Here is a 15,691-nt window from a genome sequence, read left to right on the forward strand (position 1 = left end):
CTGCTCGGCGTTGCCGGGCTGCTCGCTCCGCTCGGTCATGCCGTCACCTCGACGGTGAGCTGGGACTCGACGATCTCGGCGTAGGTCGGACAGCTCTCCAGGAGTTCGGTGTGCCGGCCGGCGCCGACCACCGCGCCGTCCTCCAGCACGATGATCTGGTCGGCGTCCAGGATCGTGGAGACCCGCTGCGCCACGATCACCACCGCGGCGTCCGCGGTGACCGGCCGCAGCGCGGCCCGCAGCCGGGCGTCGGTGCCGAGGTCGAGCGCCGAGAACGAGTCGTCGAAGAGGTAGATCTCCGGACGGCGGACCAGAGCCCGGGCGATCGCCAACCGTTGCCGCTGCCCACCGGAGAGGTTCGTCCCGCCCTGGGCCACCGGAGCGTTCAGCCCTTCCGGCAGCGCCTCGACGAAGTCGCGGGCCTGGGCGATCTCCAGGCTGGCCCAGAGTTCCTCGTCGGTCGCGTCCGGTTTCCCGTACCGGAGGTTGCTGGCGACGGTGCCGGAGAAGAGGTACGGCCGCTGCGGCACCAGGCCGATCCGGTCCCAGAGCAGATCGGGATCCAGCTCCCGGACGTCGACCCCGTCGACCAGTACCGCGCCGCCGGTGACGTCGAAGAGCCGGGGTACCAGCCCGAGCAGTGTCGTCTTGCCCGCACCCGTGCTACCGATGATGGCCGTCGTCTGGCCGGCCCGGGCCCGGAACGAGATGTCCCGGAGTACCGGTGCCGCCGCGCCCGGGTACTGGAACCGGACGTTCCGCAGCTCCAGCTCGCCCTGGCTCTGGACCTCCCGGACCGGTTCCGCCGGCAGGACGACCGACGACCCGGTCCGCAGCACCTCCATGATCCGCTCGGCGCAGACCGCCGCCCGGGGCACCATGATCAACATGAAGGTCGCCATCATGACGGACATCAGGATGAACATCAGATAGGTCAGGAAGGCGGTCAGCGCCCCGATCTGGATCTGCCCCGCCTCGATCCGGTGCGCGCCGAACCACAGCACCGCAACGCTCGACAGGTTGAGCACCAGCATCACGATCGGGAAGATCAGCGCGGTCAGCCGACCGACCCGCAGTGCGGTGGCGGTCAGGTCCTCGTTCGCCGCCTCGAACCGCCGGGTCTCGTACGGCTCCCGGACGAACGCCCGGACCACCCGGATGCCGGTGATCTGCTCCCGGAGTACCCGGTTGACGGTGTCGATCCGGGTCTGCATCAGCCGGAACTCCGGGACCATCCGGCGGATCACCAGACCGATCGCCAGCACCAGCACCGGTACGCAGACCAGCATCAGCCAGGAGAGACCGACGTCCTCGCGCAGCGCCATGATCACGCCGCCGAACAGGGTGATCGGCGCCGCGACCAGCATCGTGCAGGTCACCACGACCAGCATCTGCACCTGCTGCACGTCGTTGGTGGTGCGGGTGATCAGCGAGGGTGCCCCGAACTGGCCAACCTCCCGGCCGGAGAAGCCCATCACCCGATGGAAGATCGCCCCGCGTACGTCCCGACCGAAGCTCATCGCCGTCCGCGCTCCGAAGTAGACCGCGGCGATCGAGCAGGCGATCTGCGCCAGGGTGACCAGCAGCATCCAGCCCCCGGTGCTGACGATGTAGCCGGTGTCACCCTGGGCGATGCCCTTGTCGATGATGTCGGCGTTGAGGCTGGGCAGGTAGAGCGAGGCCATGGTGCCGACGAGTTGCAGCAGCACCACGGCGGTGAGCGGTCGGCCGTACGGCCGTAGATAGGTACGCAGTAGTCGGGTCAGCATCGACGACCCCCCGAATCGAGGACGCGGTGACCGGTCATGGCCGGTCCGGTCGGTTGTGGTCAGCGTGGCGTCCCGAGCCGGACGCCGCCCGATCGGGCTCGGCCGCTCCGTCAGGCTCGGCCGCTCCGTCAGGCTCGGCCGTCTGGTCGGGACGGGCCGGTCGGTCGGGCTCGGGCTGCCGTACGCCGTCGAGCAGCACGGCGGCGATCATCTCGGGACTGAGTGGTTCGTTGTCGGTGATCCGGGGGTGCGAGCCGGCGAAGGTCAGCAGTCGCAGCAGCCGGGCCACCTCGGGCAGCGGATAGCGGAAGCGGTCGGCGTCCGGCTCCAGCACCCGGACGACGGCCTGGTGGATCTCCTCGTTCGGCGGGTGGAGCTTGCCCGTCCCGGTCGGCCGGCCCGTCGAGCTCTCCGGCGGGCCGTGCATGCCGACGGAGTGCAGCAGGTTGAAGATGCTGGTGAGCCGGCGTTGGAGGATCGCGGCCAGCGCGGTGAGCCGCTCCGGCAACGGGGTCTCCAGGTCGAGCGCGGCCAGCTCGTCCAGCAGCGGAGCCGGGTCGAGTGCGGTCTCGACGGCTACCCGGACCAGCCCGTCCTTGTGCGGAAAGACCCGGAAGATGGTGCCCTCGGCCACCCCGGCCGCCTCGGCGATCTGCCGGGTGGTGACCTTGACGCCATGCTCGGTGATCAGGGCCAGGGTCGCCGTGATCAGCGCGGCCCGCCGCTCCTCCGGCGGGAGCGGCCGGGCCCGGCCCGAGGGAGTCTGCGAGTTCACGGCGGCAACAATAATGAGTGAGTGACTCACTCACAACCGATTTACCCTTCTCCGCCGGGGCGGTGCGCAAGCTCACACGTCCCGGTGACCGGCGCACCCCGGCCGGCGGCCCGCAGTCGACGTCCCCACCCGGGACACCGGGAGCCGGGACTAGAGTTTGGGCGCGTACCGGAGGGAGTTGTCAGGTGCAACTGGCGGATTTGCGCGGCCGTCGGGTCGCGGTCTGGGGCACCGGCCGGGAGGGCGTCGCGGCGATCAACGCGGTCGCCCCGGTCGGGCCGGCCGAACTGGTCGCGGTGATGGACCGGGAGACGTACGCCGCCAAGCCCTGGACGGGTCCGGTCGCCGACCTGGCTCCACTGCACACCGGTCCCGCCGCACTGGACGTCCTGCTCCGCTCGGACGTGGTCGTCCGGTCCCCGGTGATCGGCGAGACCCACCCGTGGGTGGTACGCCTGCGCGAGCACGGCATCCCGATCACCAGCGGCACGGCGCTGTGGATGGCCGAGCACGCCGCCAGCACGATCGGGGTCACCGGCAGCAAGGGCAAGAGCACCACCACCAACCTGATCAGCCACCTGCTCACCGCCGTCGACCGCCCCAACGTGATGGGCGGCAACATCGGCGTACCGGTGCTCGACCTGCCGCCCGCGCAGCGGTACGTCCTGGAACTCTCGATGTACCAGTGCGCCGACCTGACCGACTCGCCCGACGTGGCGGTACTCACCTCGCTCGCCCCGGAGCACCTGGACTGGGCCGGCGGGGAGGCCGAGTACTACCGGCACAAGCTGAACCTCGTCGACCACGGGCCCCGGTGCGTGGCGTTCAACGCGCACGACGACCGGCTCCGCACCGAACTCGCGGCCCGGCCCGGGCTGCCGCTGCTCCCCGCCGGCACCCTCGGCACCCCCGCTGCCGCCGGTGAGCCCACCTTCCACGTGGCCGCCGAGCCCGACGGCACCCGCTGGGTACGCCTCGGCGACCAGCCACTCTTTCCACGTACCGCGCTACCGCTGGTCGGGCGGCACAACGAGGGGAACCTCTGCGTCGCGCTGACCGCGCTGCGGGCGGTCGGCGTCGACTGTGTCGCCGAACGGGACCGGCTCGCCGCCGCGCTGACCACTCTGCCGCCCCTGGAGCACCGGCTGACCCCGATCGAGGACCCGTCCGGGATCACCTTCGTCGACGACTCGCTCTCGACGATCCCGCAGTCGGCGATCCACGCCATCGAGGCGTACGCGGGCCGTCCGTTGACCGTGATCGTCGGCGGCGAGGACCGGGGCGTGGACTACGGCCCGCTGCGCGACTTCCTCGCCGAACAGGAGATCGTGGCCACACTGATCGGCATCCCGGACAGCGGCCCCCGGATCCTGGACGTGGTCAAGGACCTGGGCACCATCACCACGCTGACCGCCGAGGACCTGCCTGCGGCGGTCCGGCTCGGCCGGGCACGTACCCCGGCCGGCGGGGTGGTGCTGCTCTCCCCGGCCGCCCCCAGCTACGGCCGGTTCGACAACTACGCGCACCGCTCCCGGGTCTTCCGACAGGCGATCGAGGAAACCGGCCGCTGATCCCCGGCGTGCTGCCTCAGGAAAGGGCGTGGAAAAGGTTCCGCATCGAGCGGATCGTCGAGCGCAGTTCCTGGAGGTACTGGTCGGCACCGAGCTGCCGGAGCGACCCCGACTCGGCGATCCGGCTCGGGTCGAGGCCGATCGTCCGCACCTCGCAGCCGTATCCGAGCCCCAGCGTCCGGACCGCGTCGCAGTGCTGGAACGGCACGTACGGCTGGGAGGTCAGTACCAGGACCCGGTCTCCGGCCGCCGGCCCCAGCTCTGCCGCCCAGAAGTGGTACGTGTCGGAGGTGTGCGCCCGCCGGCTCGCCGGCTCGGTCGACGGCGCGGCCAGTACGTGCACCGCCGTCCCCGCCGCACAGCGGTAGCTCCGGACCGACCAGGAATGGTGGCTGATCTCGCCCTCCGACGACCGCTCCTCGGCCGGCGCGGCGCACTCGAAGGCACGCCGCATCCCGTACTCCAGTACGTCCACCTCGTACTCGCAGCCGGGCAGGTCCAGCTCGGCGGTCTCGGTGGGCCGCAGCGGCCGGAAGCTGCCCAGGGCCGCCATCTCGCCGGCCTCGACCGCCCCGCTCCGCAGCAGGTGGGCCGCGTAGGCGGTCCGGTTCAGGCAGGACCGGGCCAGACCTCCCAGCACCAGCAGATGGTCGTACCGCCGGCCCGACGACGGGGTGGCGGCAGGCTCCGGCCCGGGGCCGATCAGTCCCAGCGCGGTGGCGGCCGCCCGGACCAGCTCCGTGAGGGCCGCCGGCAGCCGGGTCTCGGCCACCTCGTCACGCTCGACCGCCGCCGTCCGCCCGTTGGGCGACGGCTGCGCCGCCGCGCCGCGCCGGCCCCGGAAGTCCCAGTGCCGGGCCGCGAAGTCGTCGAGCCAGGCCAGCAGCTCGGCCGTGTCGAGCCGGTCCGGCAGCTCGGCGCCGAACGCGGCCACCAGGTCGCGCAGCGGCGGCGAGCAGATCCACCCGGTCACTCCGGCGACCAGGTCGGCCCGGGACGCCCCGGCCGCACCCGTCGGCAGTGGTACCGGCCGATAACCGCTCACCATCGTCCTCCCGCCCCGCCACCCGGGGATTCCTTCCGCACGACCAACCGACAGACTGCGGGCCCGGAACCGGTGACCGGCCCGGGCCCGCAGTCGCGATGCGTCAACTCAACTGTCGGTCCTAACTGACACCGTCGTTCACAGCCTGGCACACTGCCCGGTCGCCGGGCCCCGGACCGTGTTGGTCCGGCCGTCGTTGCCCGGCGCCGGCGAGTTCGCCACGCAGCTCAACGGCCCGCTGATGGTGTTGCCGGCGACCAGCACCGGCTGGCTGCCGGAGTTGCCGACCAGCGAGACCGGGCCGGAGACGGTGACGGTGTCGACCCGCACCCCGCCACGGCTGAGCGCGACCGAGACCGGACCGCTCACCCTGCCCTTCTCGACCAGCACCTGGCCGGTCGCGGCGACCACCGTGACCGGGCCGGAGACCCTGGTACCGCTCAGGGTGAGCAGCGCCGAGCCGGTGGCGGTGACCGGGCCGGAGATGCTGCCGCCGGTCGCCAGCAGCGACGCGCCGGGCAGCACGGTCACCGGACCGGTGACGGTCGCGTTCTCCAGACAGGTGAGCCCGGAGAAGACGGTCAGCGGCCGGTTGTGCCGACCGGTGATCGTCGTGGTGCACTCCGGGCCGGGCCGACCGACCGCCGAGCGGGGCGCCGGGTCGGCGGTGACCGGCGAGTTCTCGGCGAGGTAGTCGGTCAGCATGGTCAGGTCGTTGTCACCGGTGGTGACCTTGTCGACGTTGGTGGCCAGGGTCGCGAAGTTGTCCCCGCCGGCCGCCAGGAACGAGTTCACCGTCACCCGGTAGGTGCCGGTCGGGTTGATCGGCGTGCCGTTCAGGGATATCGACGTGATCCGGGAGCCCTGCGCGGCCTCGGGGTCGTAGGTGTAGCTGAAGCCCTTGGAGACACCCAGCCAGAGCACCGGCCGGGAGGCGCCCGCCGGCTGCCACTGCTCCTCCAGCACCTGCTTGATCTGGGCCCCGGTGTACGTCTTCGTCACCACGTCGTTGGCGAACGGCTGCACCGAGAACGCCTCCGCGTACGTGACCACCCCGTCCGGGGCGTACAGCAGGTCGGCCCGGAGACCGCCCGGGTTCATGAACGCGATCTGCGCCCCGCCCCGGCCGGCCGCACTGGTGCCGGCGAGCTGCACGTCGGCGACGAAGTTGCCGAGCACCGACTCCTTGCCCCGGTCCTCGTTCCCGGCCTCGTTGTACGCCCGCCTGACGTCCGCGGTGATCGATCCGAGCGGCCGCTGGCCCAGCTCCTGGGCCCGGGTCTTGGCTGCCGCCACGATCTCGGCGACCCCCGGGTGCTGCGGTGCGCCGACCACGTCGACGAGCGCGGCGTCGGCCGCGGTGACCGTACCGGTGGCCGGGTCGAAGGTCAGGTCGACCTTGCCCAGCCGCTTGCCGTAGTCCTCGGCCTGCACGATCGGCCGCAGCTTGTCGGTGCCGGGCACCGGCACCTCGAAGGCGTACGGCTGGTGGGTGTGCCCGCTGAAGATGACGTCGATGGTGGCGTCCGCCCGGGTGAACTTCCCGAAGACGGGGTCGTTCGCCAGCGCCTCGGCCGAGCTGATGTTCTCGGTCGCCGCGCCCTCGTGGGCGAGCAGCACCACCACGTCGGCCTCGCCGTTGGCCGGGTTGCCGTCCTTGAGCTGAGCGGCCACGGCGTTCGCCTCGGCCACCGGCTCCCGGAAGGTGATCCCGGCGATGCCGTCCGGGCTGACCAGCGAGCCGGTCTGCTCGGTCACCACCCCGACGAAGCCGACCCGCACCCCGCCGACGCTGTTGACCGAGTACGCCGGCAGGGCCCGCTCGTCGCCCCGGTAGACGTTCGCACCGAGCAGCGGGAAGTCGGCCCGGTCGGTCACCCGGCCGGTCAGGTCCGCGATTCCCTTGTCGAACTCGTGGTTGCCGACCGCCGAGACGGCCAGCCCCATCTCGTTCAGCGCGTCGATCGTCGGGTTGTCGTCGTCGATCGCCGAGATGAACGTGGAGGCGCCGATGTTGTCGCCGGCGGAGACGAACGCGGTGTTCGGGTTCTCCGCGCGGAGCTGGTCGACCAGGCCGGCGACCTGGGCGGCACCGCCGACCGGGCGACCGTCCGGCGCGTTGCCGGGCGACTCCAGCCGGCCGTGGAAGTCGTTGACGCTGAGCAGTCGCAGGTCGACCGGGCCGGTCGCACCGGTCTCCAGGCCGACGACGATCGGGTTGTGGTCGCTGGCCCGGTACGGGTCCGCGGCGAAGAACGCCGGGTGCCCGTCGTACTGGAAGGCGTACGACTCGTGCGAGTTGATCTGCCAGACGTCGACCCCGGTGACCCGTTCGGCCAGCGACGCCGAGGCGACCGCGTGGTCCAGCGAGCCGGATTCGCCGCCGAAGACATAACTCGCCTTGCCGGTGTCGTTCAGGTCGCGGTACCCGGCGTCGTAGAGGACCTGCATCGGGTCCTCCCGGGTGTACGCGTTGAAGTCGCCGAGCAGCAGCACCTGGTCGCTGCCGCTGTCGGCCTTGAGCTGCTCGACGAAGGCGGTCAGCGCGCGGGCCTGGCGGACCCGGTCGCCGTTGAACGCGCCCTGTCCGTCACCGCTGTCGGCGTTGTCGCCGGTCGCCGCGTCGGAGCTGCTCTTCGACTTGAGGTGGTTGGCCACCACGGTGAAGGTGGTCGCGCCGGCCGTGAAGGTCTGCGCGATCGGCTCCCGGGCGTTGGACCACACGGTTTCGTCGTTGACCGACCGGGACGCCCCCTTGGGCTGCGCCTTGGCCGGCTTGAAGATGATCGCGGTGGTGATGAAGTCCTGCTGGGCCGCGGCCGGCAGGTCCGCCGGGGTACGCACGTAGTCCCAGGTGCCGGCGCCGGCCGCCGTGTTCAGTGCGGCGACGAGCCGCTTCAGCGCCTGCTGCGGGTCGGCGGCGTTGAACCGGACCGAGTTCTCGATCTCCTGGAGTGCCACCACGTCGGCGCCGAGTGCGTTGATCGCCGCGACGATCTTCGCCTCCTGCTTGGCGAGCGCCGCCTCGTTCTCGGCGCCCCGGGCGTCGCCGCCGAAGTGCACGAAGTAGTTCAGCACGTTGAACGCGCCGACCGACAGGTCGCCGCCGACGTTGCCAGGTGCCGGCGTACGCGGGTTGGTCACCTTGAAGGTGGTCCGGCCGGCCGGCGGGGTGTCCGCGCTGACCGGGGTGGTCGGCTGGAGCCGCCACTCGTTGAACCCGTACGACAGCACGGTCGGGCCGAACGCCTCGACCGAGTCGCCGACCCGCAGCGGGCTGCCCGGCGCCAGGTACGGCGGCAGCAGGCCCGCGTCGGCCAGGTTGGTGGTCCGGCCGTCGTCGACCAGCAGCCGGGCCAGCTTGTTCGCCGCCGCTGCCGCGCGGGCGGCGTCGGTACCGGGCCGGGCGATGTCGGTGGGTATCACCGCGGCGCGGTCGCCGGCGGCGAGCACCACCTCGCCGTACCGGTTGGTGTTGTAGACCTCGGAGACGGTGAACTGGCCGACCGGGGCGACCAGCATCGACTCGACCGACTCCCGCGCCGGCACGTCCAGCGGCAGCGAGAGCGCGACCGGCGACGGCAGCGCGACCTGATGCGCGCAGACCTGCACGTCGGCCTTGACGGCGATGCTGACCTGGGTGAGCCCGTTGAACTCGCTCGCGGTGCCGCTGACCCGGACCCGGTCGCCGAGCGCGACGCTCGGGTGGTTGGCGGCGTTGCTGGTCAGGTAGACGAAGATGCCGTCCGAGGCGGTCCCGGCGGCCGGCGCCCGCCCGCCGGTGCCGGCGGTCTGCAGGTAGATGCCGTTGTACCCGCCGGTGCGGTGGTCGCCGGTGACGACACCCTCGACGGTCACCCGGGTACCGGCCAGCGGTGTCGCGTCGCCGGTGCCCTGGACCTGGGCGATGGTGTGGCTGACCGGGGTGTCGCAGCCGACCGGGTCCGGATCCGGGTCCGGGTCGCCGCCGGTGTTGCGGGTGCCGAAGCTGTTCAGTGCCGGGGCCCGCCACGTCCCCTCGATCCGCTGGAGGGACTCTCCGATCGGGGTGCTGCTCCCCTCGGCCACTCCGATGTCGGTGGCGGCCCGCCCGTCGGCCGGCCCGCCGACTCCGGTCAGCCCGCCCTCGTAGCTGAGGAACTCGGCGACGGCGCCGTCGGGGGCAACCAGCGCGACCGCGTCCGGCGAGCCGTTCTGGATCCCGTCCGTCGGGTACGTCGCGACGACCACCCCGGCCGCCGGCACCGTCCCGCTGAGCGTCCGGGTGTGGTACGGGGCGCCGTTGTTGCCGTTGTAGAGGACGAGCTGCCATCCGGTCAGGTCCGTACCGGCCGGGGCCTCGACCTCGATCGCCTCACCGGTGTCCGTACCGACGTTGTCGTAATGGATCTCACTGAGAAAGGGCGTCGCCGCGGGTTCGGCGGCGAGGGCCGCTACTCCGCTGGTCATACCGAGCGCACCACTGGTGAGCAGTACGCCCAGCGCCTTGAGCGAGCCTCCGCGTCTGTTCCGGCGCATCAAGTTGCCTCCGATAGGGGGTAGACGGTCGGAGCATATGCGGGCTCGGTGGCGTACCGAGAGCTGCCAGGTGTACGGAACACCATGGATGTTCGGTCGTAGCGCGCCGAAGATCGGACTATTCGCTGTTTTCGCCCGAGCACTGAAACCGTTTCCTCCGGCACCGTCCACTCGGGTTCGATCAATCGCGAGGTCCCGCGCCACGCCGGAAGTCAGAGGTGCGGCCGCCACCGGCCGGACCCGTCGCCCGTTCTGGTCGAGTTTTGGTTACCGTAGTCGGTCAAGGTCCTGCCGGGCGGGCTATCGTGCCCGCCCGGCGCATCGCGCTGAGGTGTCCGTGAGGCTGAGGTGTCAGTGAGTCAGTACGGCGACAACTCCGTGAGTCAGTACGGCGACAACGCGGTCCCGGCCGACGAGCGGCCGACCATGCAGATGGCCGCCGTCAAAGTGCCCGCCGAGGATCGCCCCACCATCCCGATCACCGCCGTCACCCTGCCGGTCGGACATCAGGACGGCGGCGTTCCGGCCGCCGGTACCCCGGTGACCGTCACCGCGACGTCGGCCGGCTGGGACACACCGACCCCGGGATCCGGCCCCGGTGGCCCGGCGGGAGCCCCCGAGCAGCCGGCGGCCCGGCGTCGCCTGCGTCGGGTACTGCTCGCCGGTGGCGTGGCCGTCGCCGTGCTGGTCGCCACAGGCGGCGCCACGGCCGGCTACGCGTACGCCGGTGAGGTGCCCCGGGGCACCAGCGTGCTCGGCGTCGACCTGGGCGGCAAGAGCCGGGCCGAGGCTGTCCAGGCGCTCCGCGCCGACCTGGCCTCCCGGGCCAGCACCTTCACCACCCCGGTCCAGGTACGCATCGGTGACCAGACCGGTGAGGTCTTGCCGGCCACGGTCGGCCTGGCGGTGGACGTCGAGGCGACCGTAACCGCCGCCGCCGCGCACCGGCCCGGCCCGTTCAGCCTGCTCTTCGGCTCCCGCAGCGCCGAGCCGGTGGTCACCGTCGACGCCGGGAAGCTCGACGCCGAGCTGCGGAAAATCGTCGGCCGGACCGAGCAGCAGATGAGGCTGCCGGCAATCACCTTCAGCGGCACGACGCCCCGGCCGGTCTATCCGAAACCGAGCAAGGGCCTGCGGGCCGAGGAGTCGGCGAAGGCGGTGCGGGAGGGCTGGCTGCGCGGGCAGCCGGTGCAGGTACCGCTGGTCGAGACGCATCCGGCGACCACCACCGAGGAGGTCGACAAGCTGGTCACCGAGCTGGCCAGACCGGCGGTCGCCGGCCCGGTCACGGTGACCACCGACCGGGGGAACTTCACCATCCCGCCAGCGGCGATCGCGAAGAGCCTGGTGCTGACCGCCGACAAGACGGGCAAGATCGCGCCCCGGGTGGACGAGAAGAAGCTACGCACCGCGCTTCCCGGCCAGTTCGACAAGGTCGAGGTGAAGCCGAAGGACGCCACCATGTCGATCCAGGGCAACAAGCCGAAGATCGTGGCCGGCTCAGGTGGCTCGCAGGTGGACACCGCCGCGCTGGCCCGGGATCTGTTGGCGGTACTGCCGAAGCCCGACGGCCGTACGGTCCGGGCGCAGCTCAAGCCGGTCGAGCCGAAGGTCAGCGCCGCGGACCTGACCAAAATGGGGATCAAGGAGCGGGTCTCCACCTTCACCACCAACTTCACCGGCGGTCTCGGCTCGCCGCGCAGCCAGAACATCGTCACGATCGCCCGAGACGTGGACGGCACCGTGGTGAAGCCCGGGGAGACCTTCTCGCTCAACGGGCACACCGGGGAGCGGGGCTACGCCCAGGGCTACCGCGACGCGCCGGTCATCCTGGACGGCAAGCTCGTACCGGGGGTCGGCGGCGGCACCTCGCAGTTCACCACCACGCTGTTCAACGCGACGTACTACGCCGGGCTGGAGGACGTGGAGCACAAGCCGCACTCGTACTGGTTCAGCCGCTATCCGCCGGTCATCGAGTCGACCATCTTCTGGCCCGACCTCGACTTCAAGTTCAAGAACGACACCCCGCACGGCGTGCTGATCGACACCTCGCACACCTCCAGCTCGATCACGGTGTCGATCTGGAGCACCAAGGTCTACGACAAGGTGACCACGGAGTGGAGCCCGCGGCGCAACATCACCAAGCCAAAGGTGATCAAGCTCCAGCCGGGCCCGTCCTGCATCCCCACCAACGGGATCGACGGGTTCACCCAGGACGCCTTCCGGCTCTTCTACAAGGGTGGAAAGGTCGTCAAGCGGGAGAAGTTCACCTGGAAGTACCTCGCCGAGCCCCGGTACAGCTGCGGCTGATCGTCCCTCCGCCCGGTGGTATGACACAACCGGGATGACATCGGCGCATTGCGATACAGCGATGGGGATCCATACGCTGCCGGCATCGTGATCTCAGGCGCGCTCACAAGGCGCGCCATCGATGCTCGGAGAGGACCCCCATGGCTCGTTGGCGCTTCCTCACTCGCCTGGCCGCCGCCGCGTTCGCCGCGGTAGCCGTCGGCGGCGTCACCCTGGCCGCACCGGCTAACGCCGGCCCACGCAACACCGACGTCACACCCTTCGTCGTCGGCGGCACCCGCGCCGCACAGGGCGAGTTCCCGTTCATGGTACGACTCTCGATGGGCTGCGGCGGTTCCCTCTACAGCCCCCGACTTGTCCTCACCGCCGCACACTGCGTCGGGCGTACGGGAAGCAACTCCAGCATCACCGCCACGCTGGGGGTGGTGGACCTCCAGTCGTCGAGCCGGATCCAGGTCCGCTCCAACTACGTCTACCGGGCGCCCGGCTACAACGGCAACGGCGACGACTGGGCGTTGATCCGGCTGGCCAGCCCGGTCACCGGGCTCAGCACCCTACCGATCGCCACCTCGACCACGTACGACAGCGGGACGTTCACCATCGCCGGCTGGGGTGCCACCCGGGAGGGTGGAGCGCAGCAGCGGTACCTGATGAAGGCCAGCGTGCCGTTCGTCAGCGACTCGGTCTGCAACGGCCCCTCGGCGTACGACGGCGACGTCATCGCGGCCGAGGAGATCTGCGCGGGGCCGCTCTCCGGCGGTACCGACACCTGCCAGGGTGACTCGGGCGGCCCGATGTTCCGGCAGGGTGGCAGCGGCCTGGTCCAGGTCGGCATCGTCAGCTGGGGCAACGGCTGTGCACGCCCGAACTATCCTGGCGTCTACACCCAGGTCAGCTACTTCTCCTCGGCGATCGCCTCGGCGGCGGCCAGCCTGGGCGGCTGACCGGTCGGGGTGTGGTCGGGGCCGTGGGAACCGGCCAATCCCCACCCCTGTAGACCGGCCGGGTAAAACACGAGTGGCGCCACCCCTTTGAGGGTGGCGCCACTTCGTAGAAGATGTCCGGCGGCGTCTTACTCTCCCACACCCTCCCGAGTGCAGTACCATCAGCGCTGGAAGGCTTAGCTTCCGGGTTCGGAATGTAACCGGGCGTTTCCCCTCCGCCATAACCGCCGTAACCCTATCAACAACACAAACAACAACTCCCTCACCCACACGCAAGGGAACCACTCATTGTTCGTTTGCTGTGAATCACACAGTGGACGCGTAGCAGCTTTGTAGTCAAGTCCTCGGCTTATTAGTACCGGTCAACTGAACCAGTTACCTGGCTTACATCTCCGGCCTATCAACCCAGTCGTCTCACTGGGAGCCTTACCCCCATCACTGGGGTGGGATACCTCATCTTGAAGCAGGCTTCCCGCTTAGATGCTTTCAGCGGTTATCCCTCCCGAACGTAGCCAACCAGCCGTGCCCCTGGCGGGACAACTGGCACACCAGAGGTTCGTCCGTCCCGGTCCTCTCGTACTAGGGACAGCCCTTCTCAAGTATCCTACGCGCACGGCGGATAGGGACCGAACTGTCTCACGACGTTCTAAACCCAGCTCGCGTACCGCTTTAATGGGCGAACAGCCCAACCCTTGGGACCTGCTACAGCCCCAGGATGCGACGAGCCGACATCGAGGTGCCAAACCATCCCGTCGATATGGACTCTTGGGGAAGATCAGCCTGTTATCCCCGGGGTACCTTTTATCCGTTGAGCGACACCGCTTCCACACGCAAGTGCCGGATCACTAGTCCCGACTTTCGTCCCTGCTCGACCCGTCAGTCTCACAGTCAAGCTCCCTTATACACTTACACTCAACACCTGATTGCCAACCAGGCTGAGGGAACCTTTGGGCGCCTCCGTTACATTTTAGGAGGCAACCGCCCCAGTTAAACTACCCACCAGACACTGTCCCTGAACCCGATAAGGGCCCGAAGTTAGATACCCAAACCAACCAGAGTGGTATTTCAAGATTGCCTCCACCCATACTGGCGTATGGACTTCACCGGCTCCCACCTATCCTACACAAGCTAATTCAGATACCAATGTCAAGCTATAGTAAAGGTCCCGGGGTCTTTCCGTCCTGCCGCGCGTAACGAGCATCTTTACTCGTACTGCAATTTCGCCGGGCCTGTGGTTGAGACAGTGGGGAAGTCGTTACGCCATTCGTGCAGGTCGGAACTTACCCGACAAGGAATTTCGCTACCTTAGGATGGTTATAGTTACCACCGCCGTTTACTGGCGCTTAAGTTCTCAGCTTCGCCCCGAAAGACTAACCGGTCCCCTTAACGTTCCAGCACCGGGCAGGCGTCAGTCCATATACATCGAATTACTTCTTCGCATGGACCTGTGTTTTTAGTAAACAGTCGCTTCCCCCTGCTCTCTGCGGCCATACAACGCTCCAGGAGCAAGTCCCTTCACGTCTCCGGCCCCCCTTCTCCCTAAGTTACGGGGGCAATTTGCCGAGTTCCTTAACCACAGTTCACCCGATCGCCTCGGTATTCTCTACCTGACCACCTGTGTCGGTTTAGGGTACGGGCCGCTCGGAACTCGCTAGAGGCTTTTCTCGGCAGCATAGGATCACTGACTTCACCTGAATCGGCTCGGCATCACGTCTCAGCCACATGCACCACGGATTTGCCTATGGTGCGGCCTACACGCTTACCCCGGCACAACCACCGGCCGGGCTCAGCTACCTTCCTGCGTCACCCCATCGCTTGACTACTACCCGCCAGGTTCCCACGCTCCCCCACATCAGTCCGAAGACATCAGCAGGTTCGGGTGGTTAGCACAACGAGGTTCATCACGGGCGCTCCTACACGGGTACGGGAATATCAACCCGTTATCCATCGACTACGCCTCTCGGCCTCGCCTTAGGCCCCGACTCACCCAGGGCGGATTAACCTGGCCCTGGAACCCTTGGTCATCCGGCGGAAGGGTTTCTCACCCTTCTTTCGCTACTCATGCCTGCATTCTCACTCGTGCCGCGTCCACAACTAGGTCACCCTGCTGCTTCACCCCCGGCACGACGCTCCCCTACCCATCCACACACCTGCACACCACCCCGAAGAGCGATGCGAAGTCAAAATGTGAATGCCACAGCTTCGGCGGTGTACTTGAGCCCCGCTACATTGTCGGCGCGGAACCACTTGACCAGTGAGCTATTACGCACTCTTTAAAGGATGGCTGCTTCTAAGCCAACCTCCTGGTTGTCTATGCGACCCCACATCCTTTTCCACTTAGCACACGCTTAGGGGCCTTAGCTGGCGATCTGGGCTGTTTCCCTCTCGACTACGAAGCTTATCCCCCGCAGTCTCACTGCCGCGCTCTCACTTACCGGCATTCGGAGTTTGGCTGATTTCAGTAACCTTGTAGGGCCCCTAGACCATCCAGTGCTCTACCTCCGGCAAGAAACACGCGACGCTGCACCTAAATGCATTTCGGGGAGAACCAGCTATCACGGAGTTTGATTGGCCTTTCACCCCTAACCACAGGTCATCCCCCAACTTTTCAACGTTGGTGGGTTCGGCCCTCCACGCGGTCTTACCCACGCTTCAGCCTGCCCATGGCTAGATCACCCCGCTTCGGGTCTAGAACACGCGACTACACGCCCTATTAAGACTCGCTTTCGCTACGGCTACCCCACACGGGTTAACCTCGC

At 68.8% G+C, this 15,691-nt stretch carries 7 protein-coding genes and 2 rRNA genes (1 of these 9 only partly in view); 3 read left to right on the forward strand and 6 right to left on the reverse strand.

The genetic code is table 11. The features are described 5' to 3' along the window. Positions 1 to 35: 35 nt before the first annotated feature. Complete coding sequence (locus ACQEVC_RS07575; RefSeq protein ID WP_432874450.1) at positions 36 to 1,769, reverse strand: ABC transporter ATP-binding protein; 1,734 nt, start codon at positions 1,767 to 1,769, stop codon at positions 36 to 38. Positions 1,770 to 1,803: 34 nt separating this feature from the next. After that, positions 1,804 to 2,544: a TetR/AcrR family transcriptional regulator gene (locus tag ACQEVC_RS07580; protein WP_432874451.1), complete on the reverse strand. Its 741-nt coding sequence runs from the start codon at positions 2,542 to 2,544 to the stop codon at positions 1,804 to 1,806. A 185-nt stretch (positions 2,545 to 2,729) separates the two neighbouring features. Here ACQEVC_RS07580 and murD point away from each other — a divergent pair, with 185 nt between their 5' ends. Continuing rightward, the gene (gene murD, locus ACQEVC_RS07585) at positions 2,730 to 4,115 is read left to right on the forward strand and encodes a UDP-N-acetylmuramoyl-L-alanine--D-glutamate ligase (RefSeq protein ID WP_432874453.1); all 1,386 of its coding nucleotides are present in this window, start codon (positions 2,730 to 2,732) and stop codon (positions 4,113 to 4,115) included. Between the two features lie 16 nt (positions 4,116 to 4,131). Here the strand turns inward: murD and ACQEVC_RS07590 are convergent, their stop codons facing one another. Then, the gene (locus tag ACQEVC_RS07590) at positions 4,132 to 5,160 is read right to left on the reverse strand and encodes a hypothetical protein (protein ID WP_432874454.1); all 1,029 of its coding nucleotides are present in this window, start codon (positions 5,158 to 5,160) and stop codon (positions 4,132 to 4,134) included. A gap of 138 nt (positions 5,161 to 5,298) precedes the next feature. After that, positions 5,299 to 9,678 (reverse strand): ExeM/NucH family extracellular endonuclease, encoded by a 4,380-nt coding sequence (locus ACQEVC_RS07595; RefSeq protein WP_432874455.1) that lies wholly within the window; start codon positions 9,676 to 9,678, stop codon positions 5,299 to 5,301. A gap of 426 nt (positions 9,679 to 10,104) precedes the next feature. Here ACQEVC_RS07595 and ACQEVC_RS07600 point away from each other — a divergent pair, with 426 nt between their 5' ends. Both ACQEVC_RS07600 and ACQEVC_RS07605 read left to right on the forward strand, forming a co-directional pair. Then, entirely contained in the window at positions 10,105 to 11,988 is a 1,884-nt protein-coding gene (locus ACQEVC_RS07600) for a VanW family protein (protein WP_432891146.1), read from the forward strand. A 140-nt stretch (positions 11,989 to 12,128) separates the two neighbouring features. Further along, complete coding sequence (locus ACQEVC_RS07605; RefSeq protein ID WP_432874457.1) at positions 12,129 to 12,932, forward strand: S1 family peptidase; 804 nt, start codon at positions 12,129 to 12,131, stop codon at positions 12,930 to 12,932. Positions 12,933 to 13,047: 115 nt separating this feature from the next. Here the strand turns inward: ACQEVC_RS07605 and rrf are convergent. Next, positions 13,048 to 13,164: ribosomal RNA gene (rrf, locus tag ACQEVC_RS07610) — 5S ribosomal RNA — on the reverse strand. 100 nt (positions 13,165 to 13,264) lie between these two features. Then, positions 13,265 to 15,691, reverse strand: a 23S ribosomal RNA gene (locus ACQEVC_RS07615); it runs 683 nt beyond the window's last position.

This window comes from Plantactinospora sp. CA-294935, from assembly GCF_050936445.1.
Lineage (GTDB): Bacteria > Actinomycetota > Actinomycetes > Mycobacteriales > Micromonosporaceae > Plantactinospora.

Bases quoted from the DNA above. Each gene is read 5' to 3' on its own strand.
- ACQEVC_RS07595 (WP_432874455.1), bottom strand. From the start codon at position 9,678: ATGCGCCGGAACAGACGCGGAGGCTCGCTCAAGGCGCTGGGCGTACTG.
- ACQEVC_RS07605 (WP_432874457.1), top strand. From the start codon at position 12,129: ATGGCTCGTTGGCGCTTCCTCACTCGCCTGGCCGCCGCCGCGTTCGCC.
- ACQEVC_RS07575 (WP_432874450.1), bottom strand. From the start codon at position 1,769: ATGCTGACCCGACTACTGCGTACCTATCTACGGCCGTACGGCCGACCG.
- ACQEVC_RS07600 (WP_432891146.1), top strand. From the start codon at position 10,105: ATGCAGATGGCCGCCGTCAAAGTGCCCGCCGAGGATCGCCCCACCATC.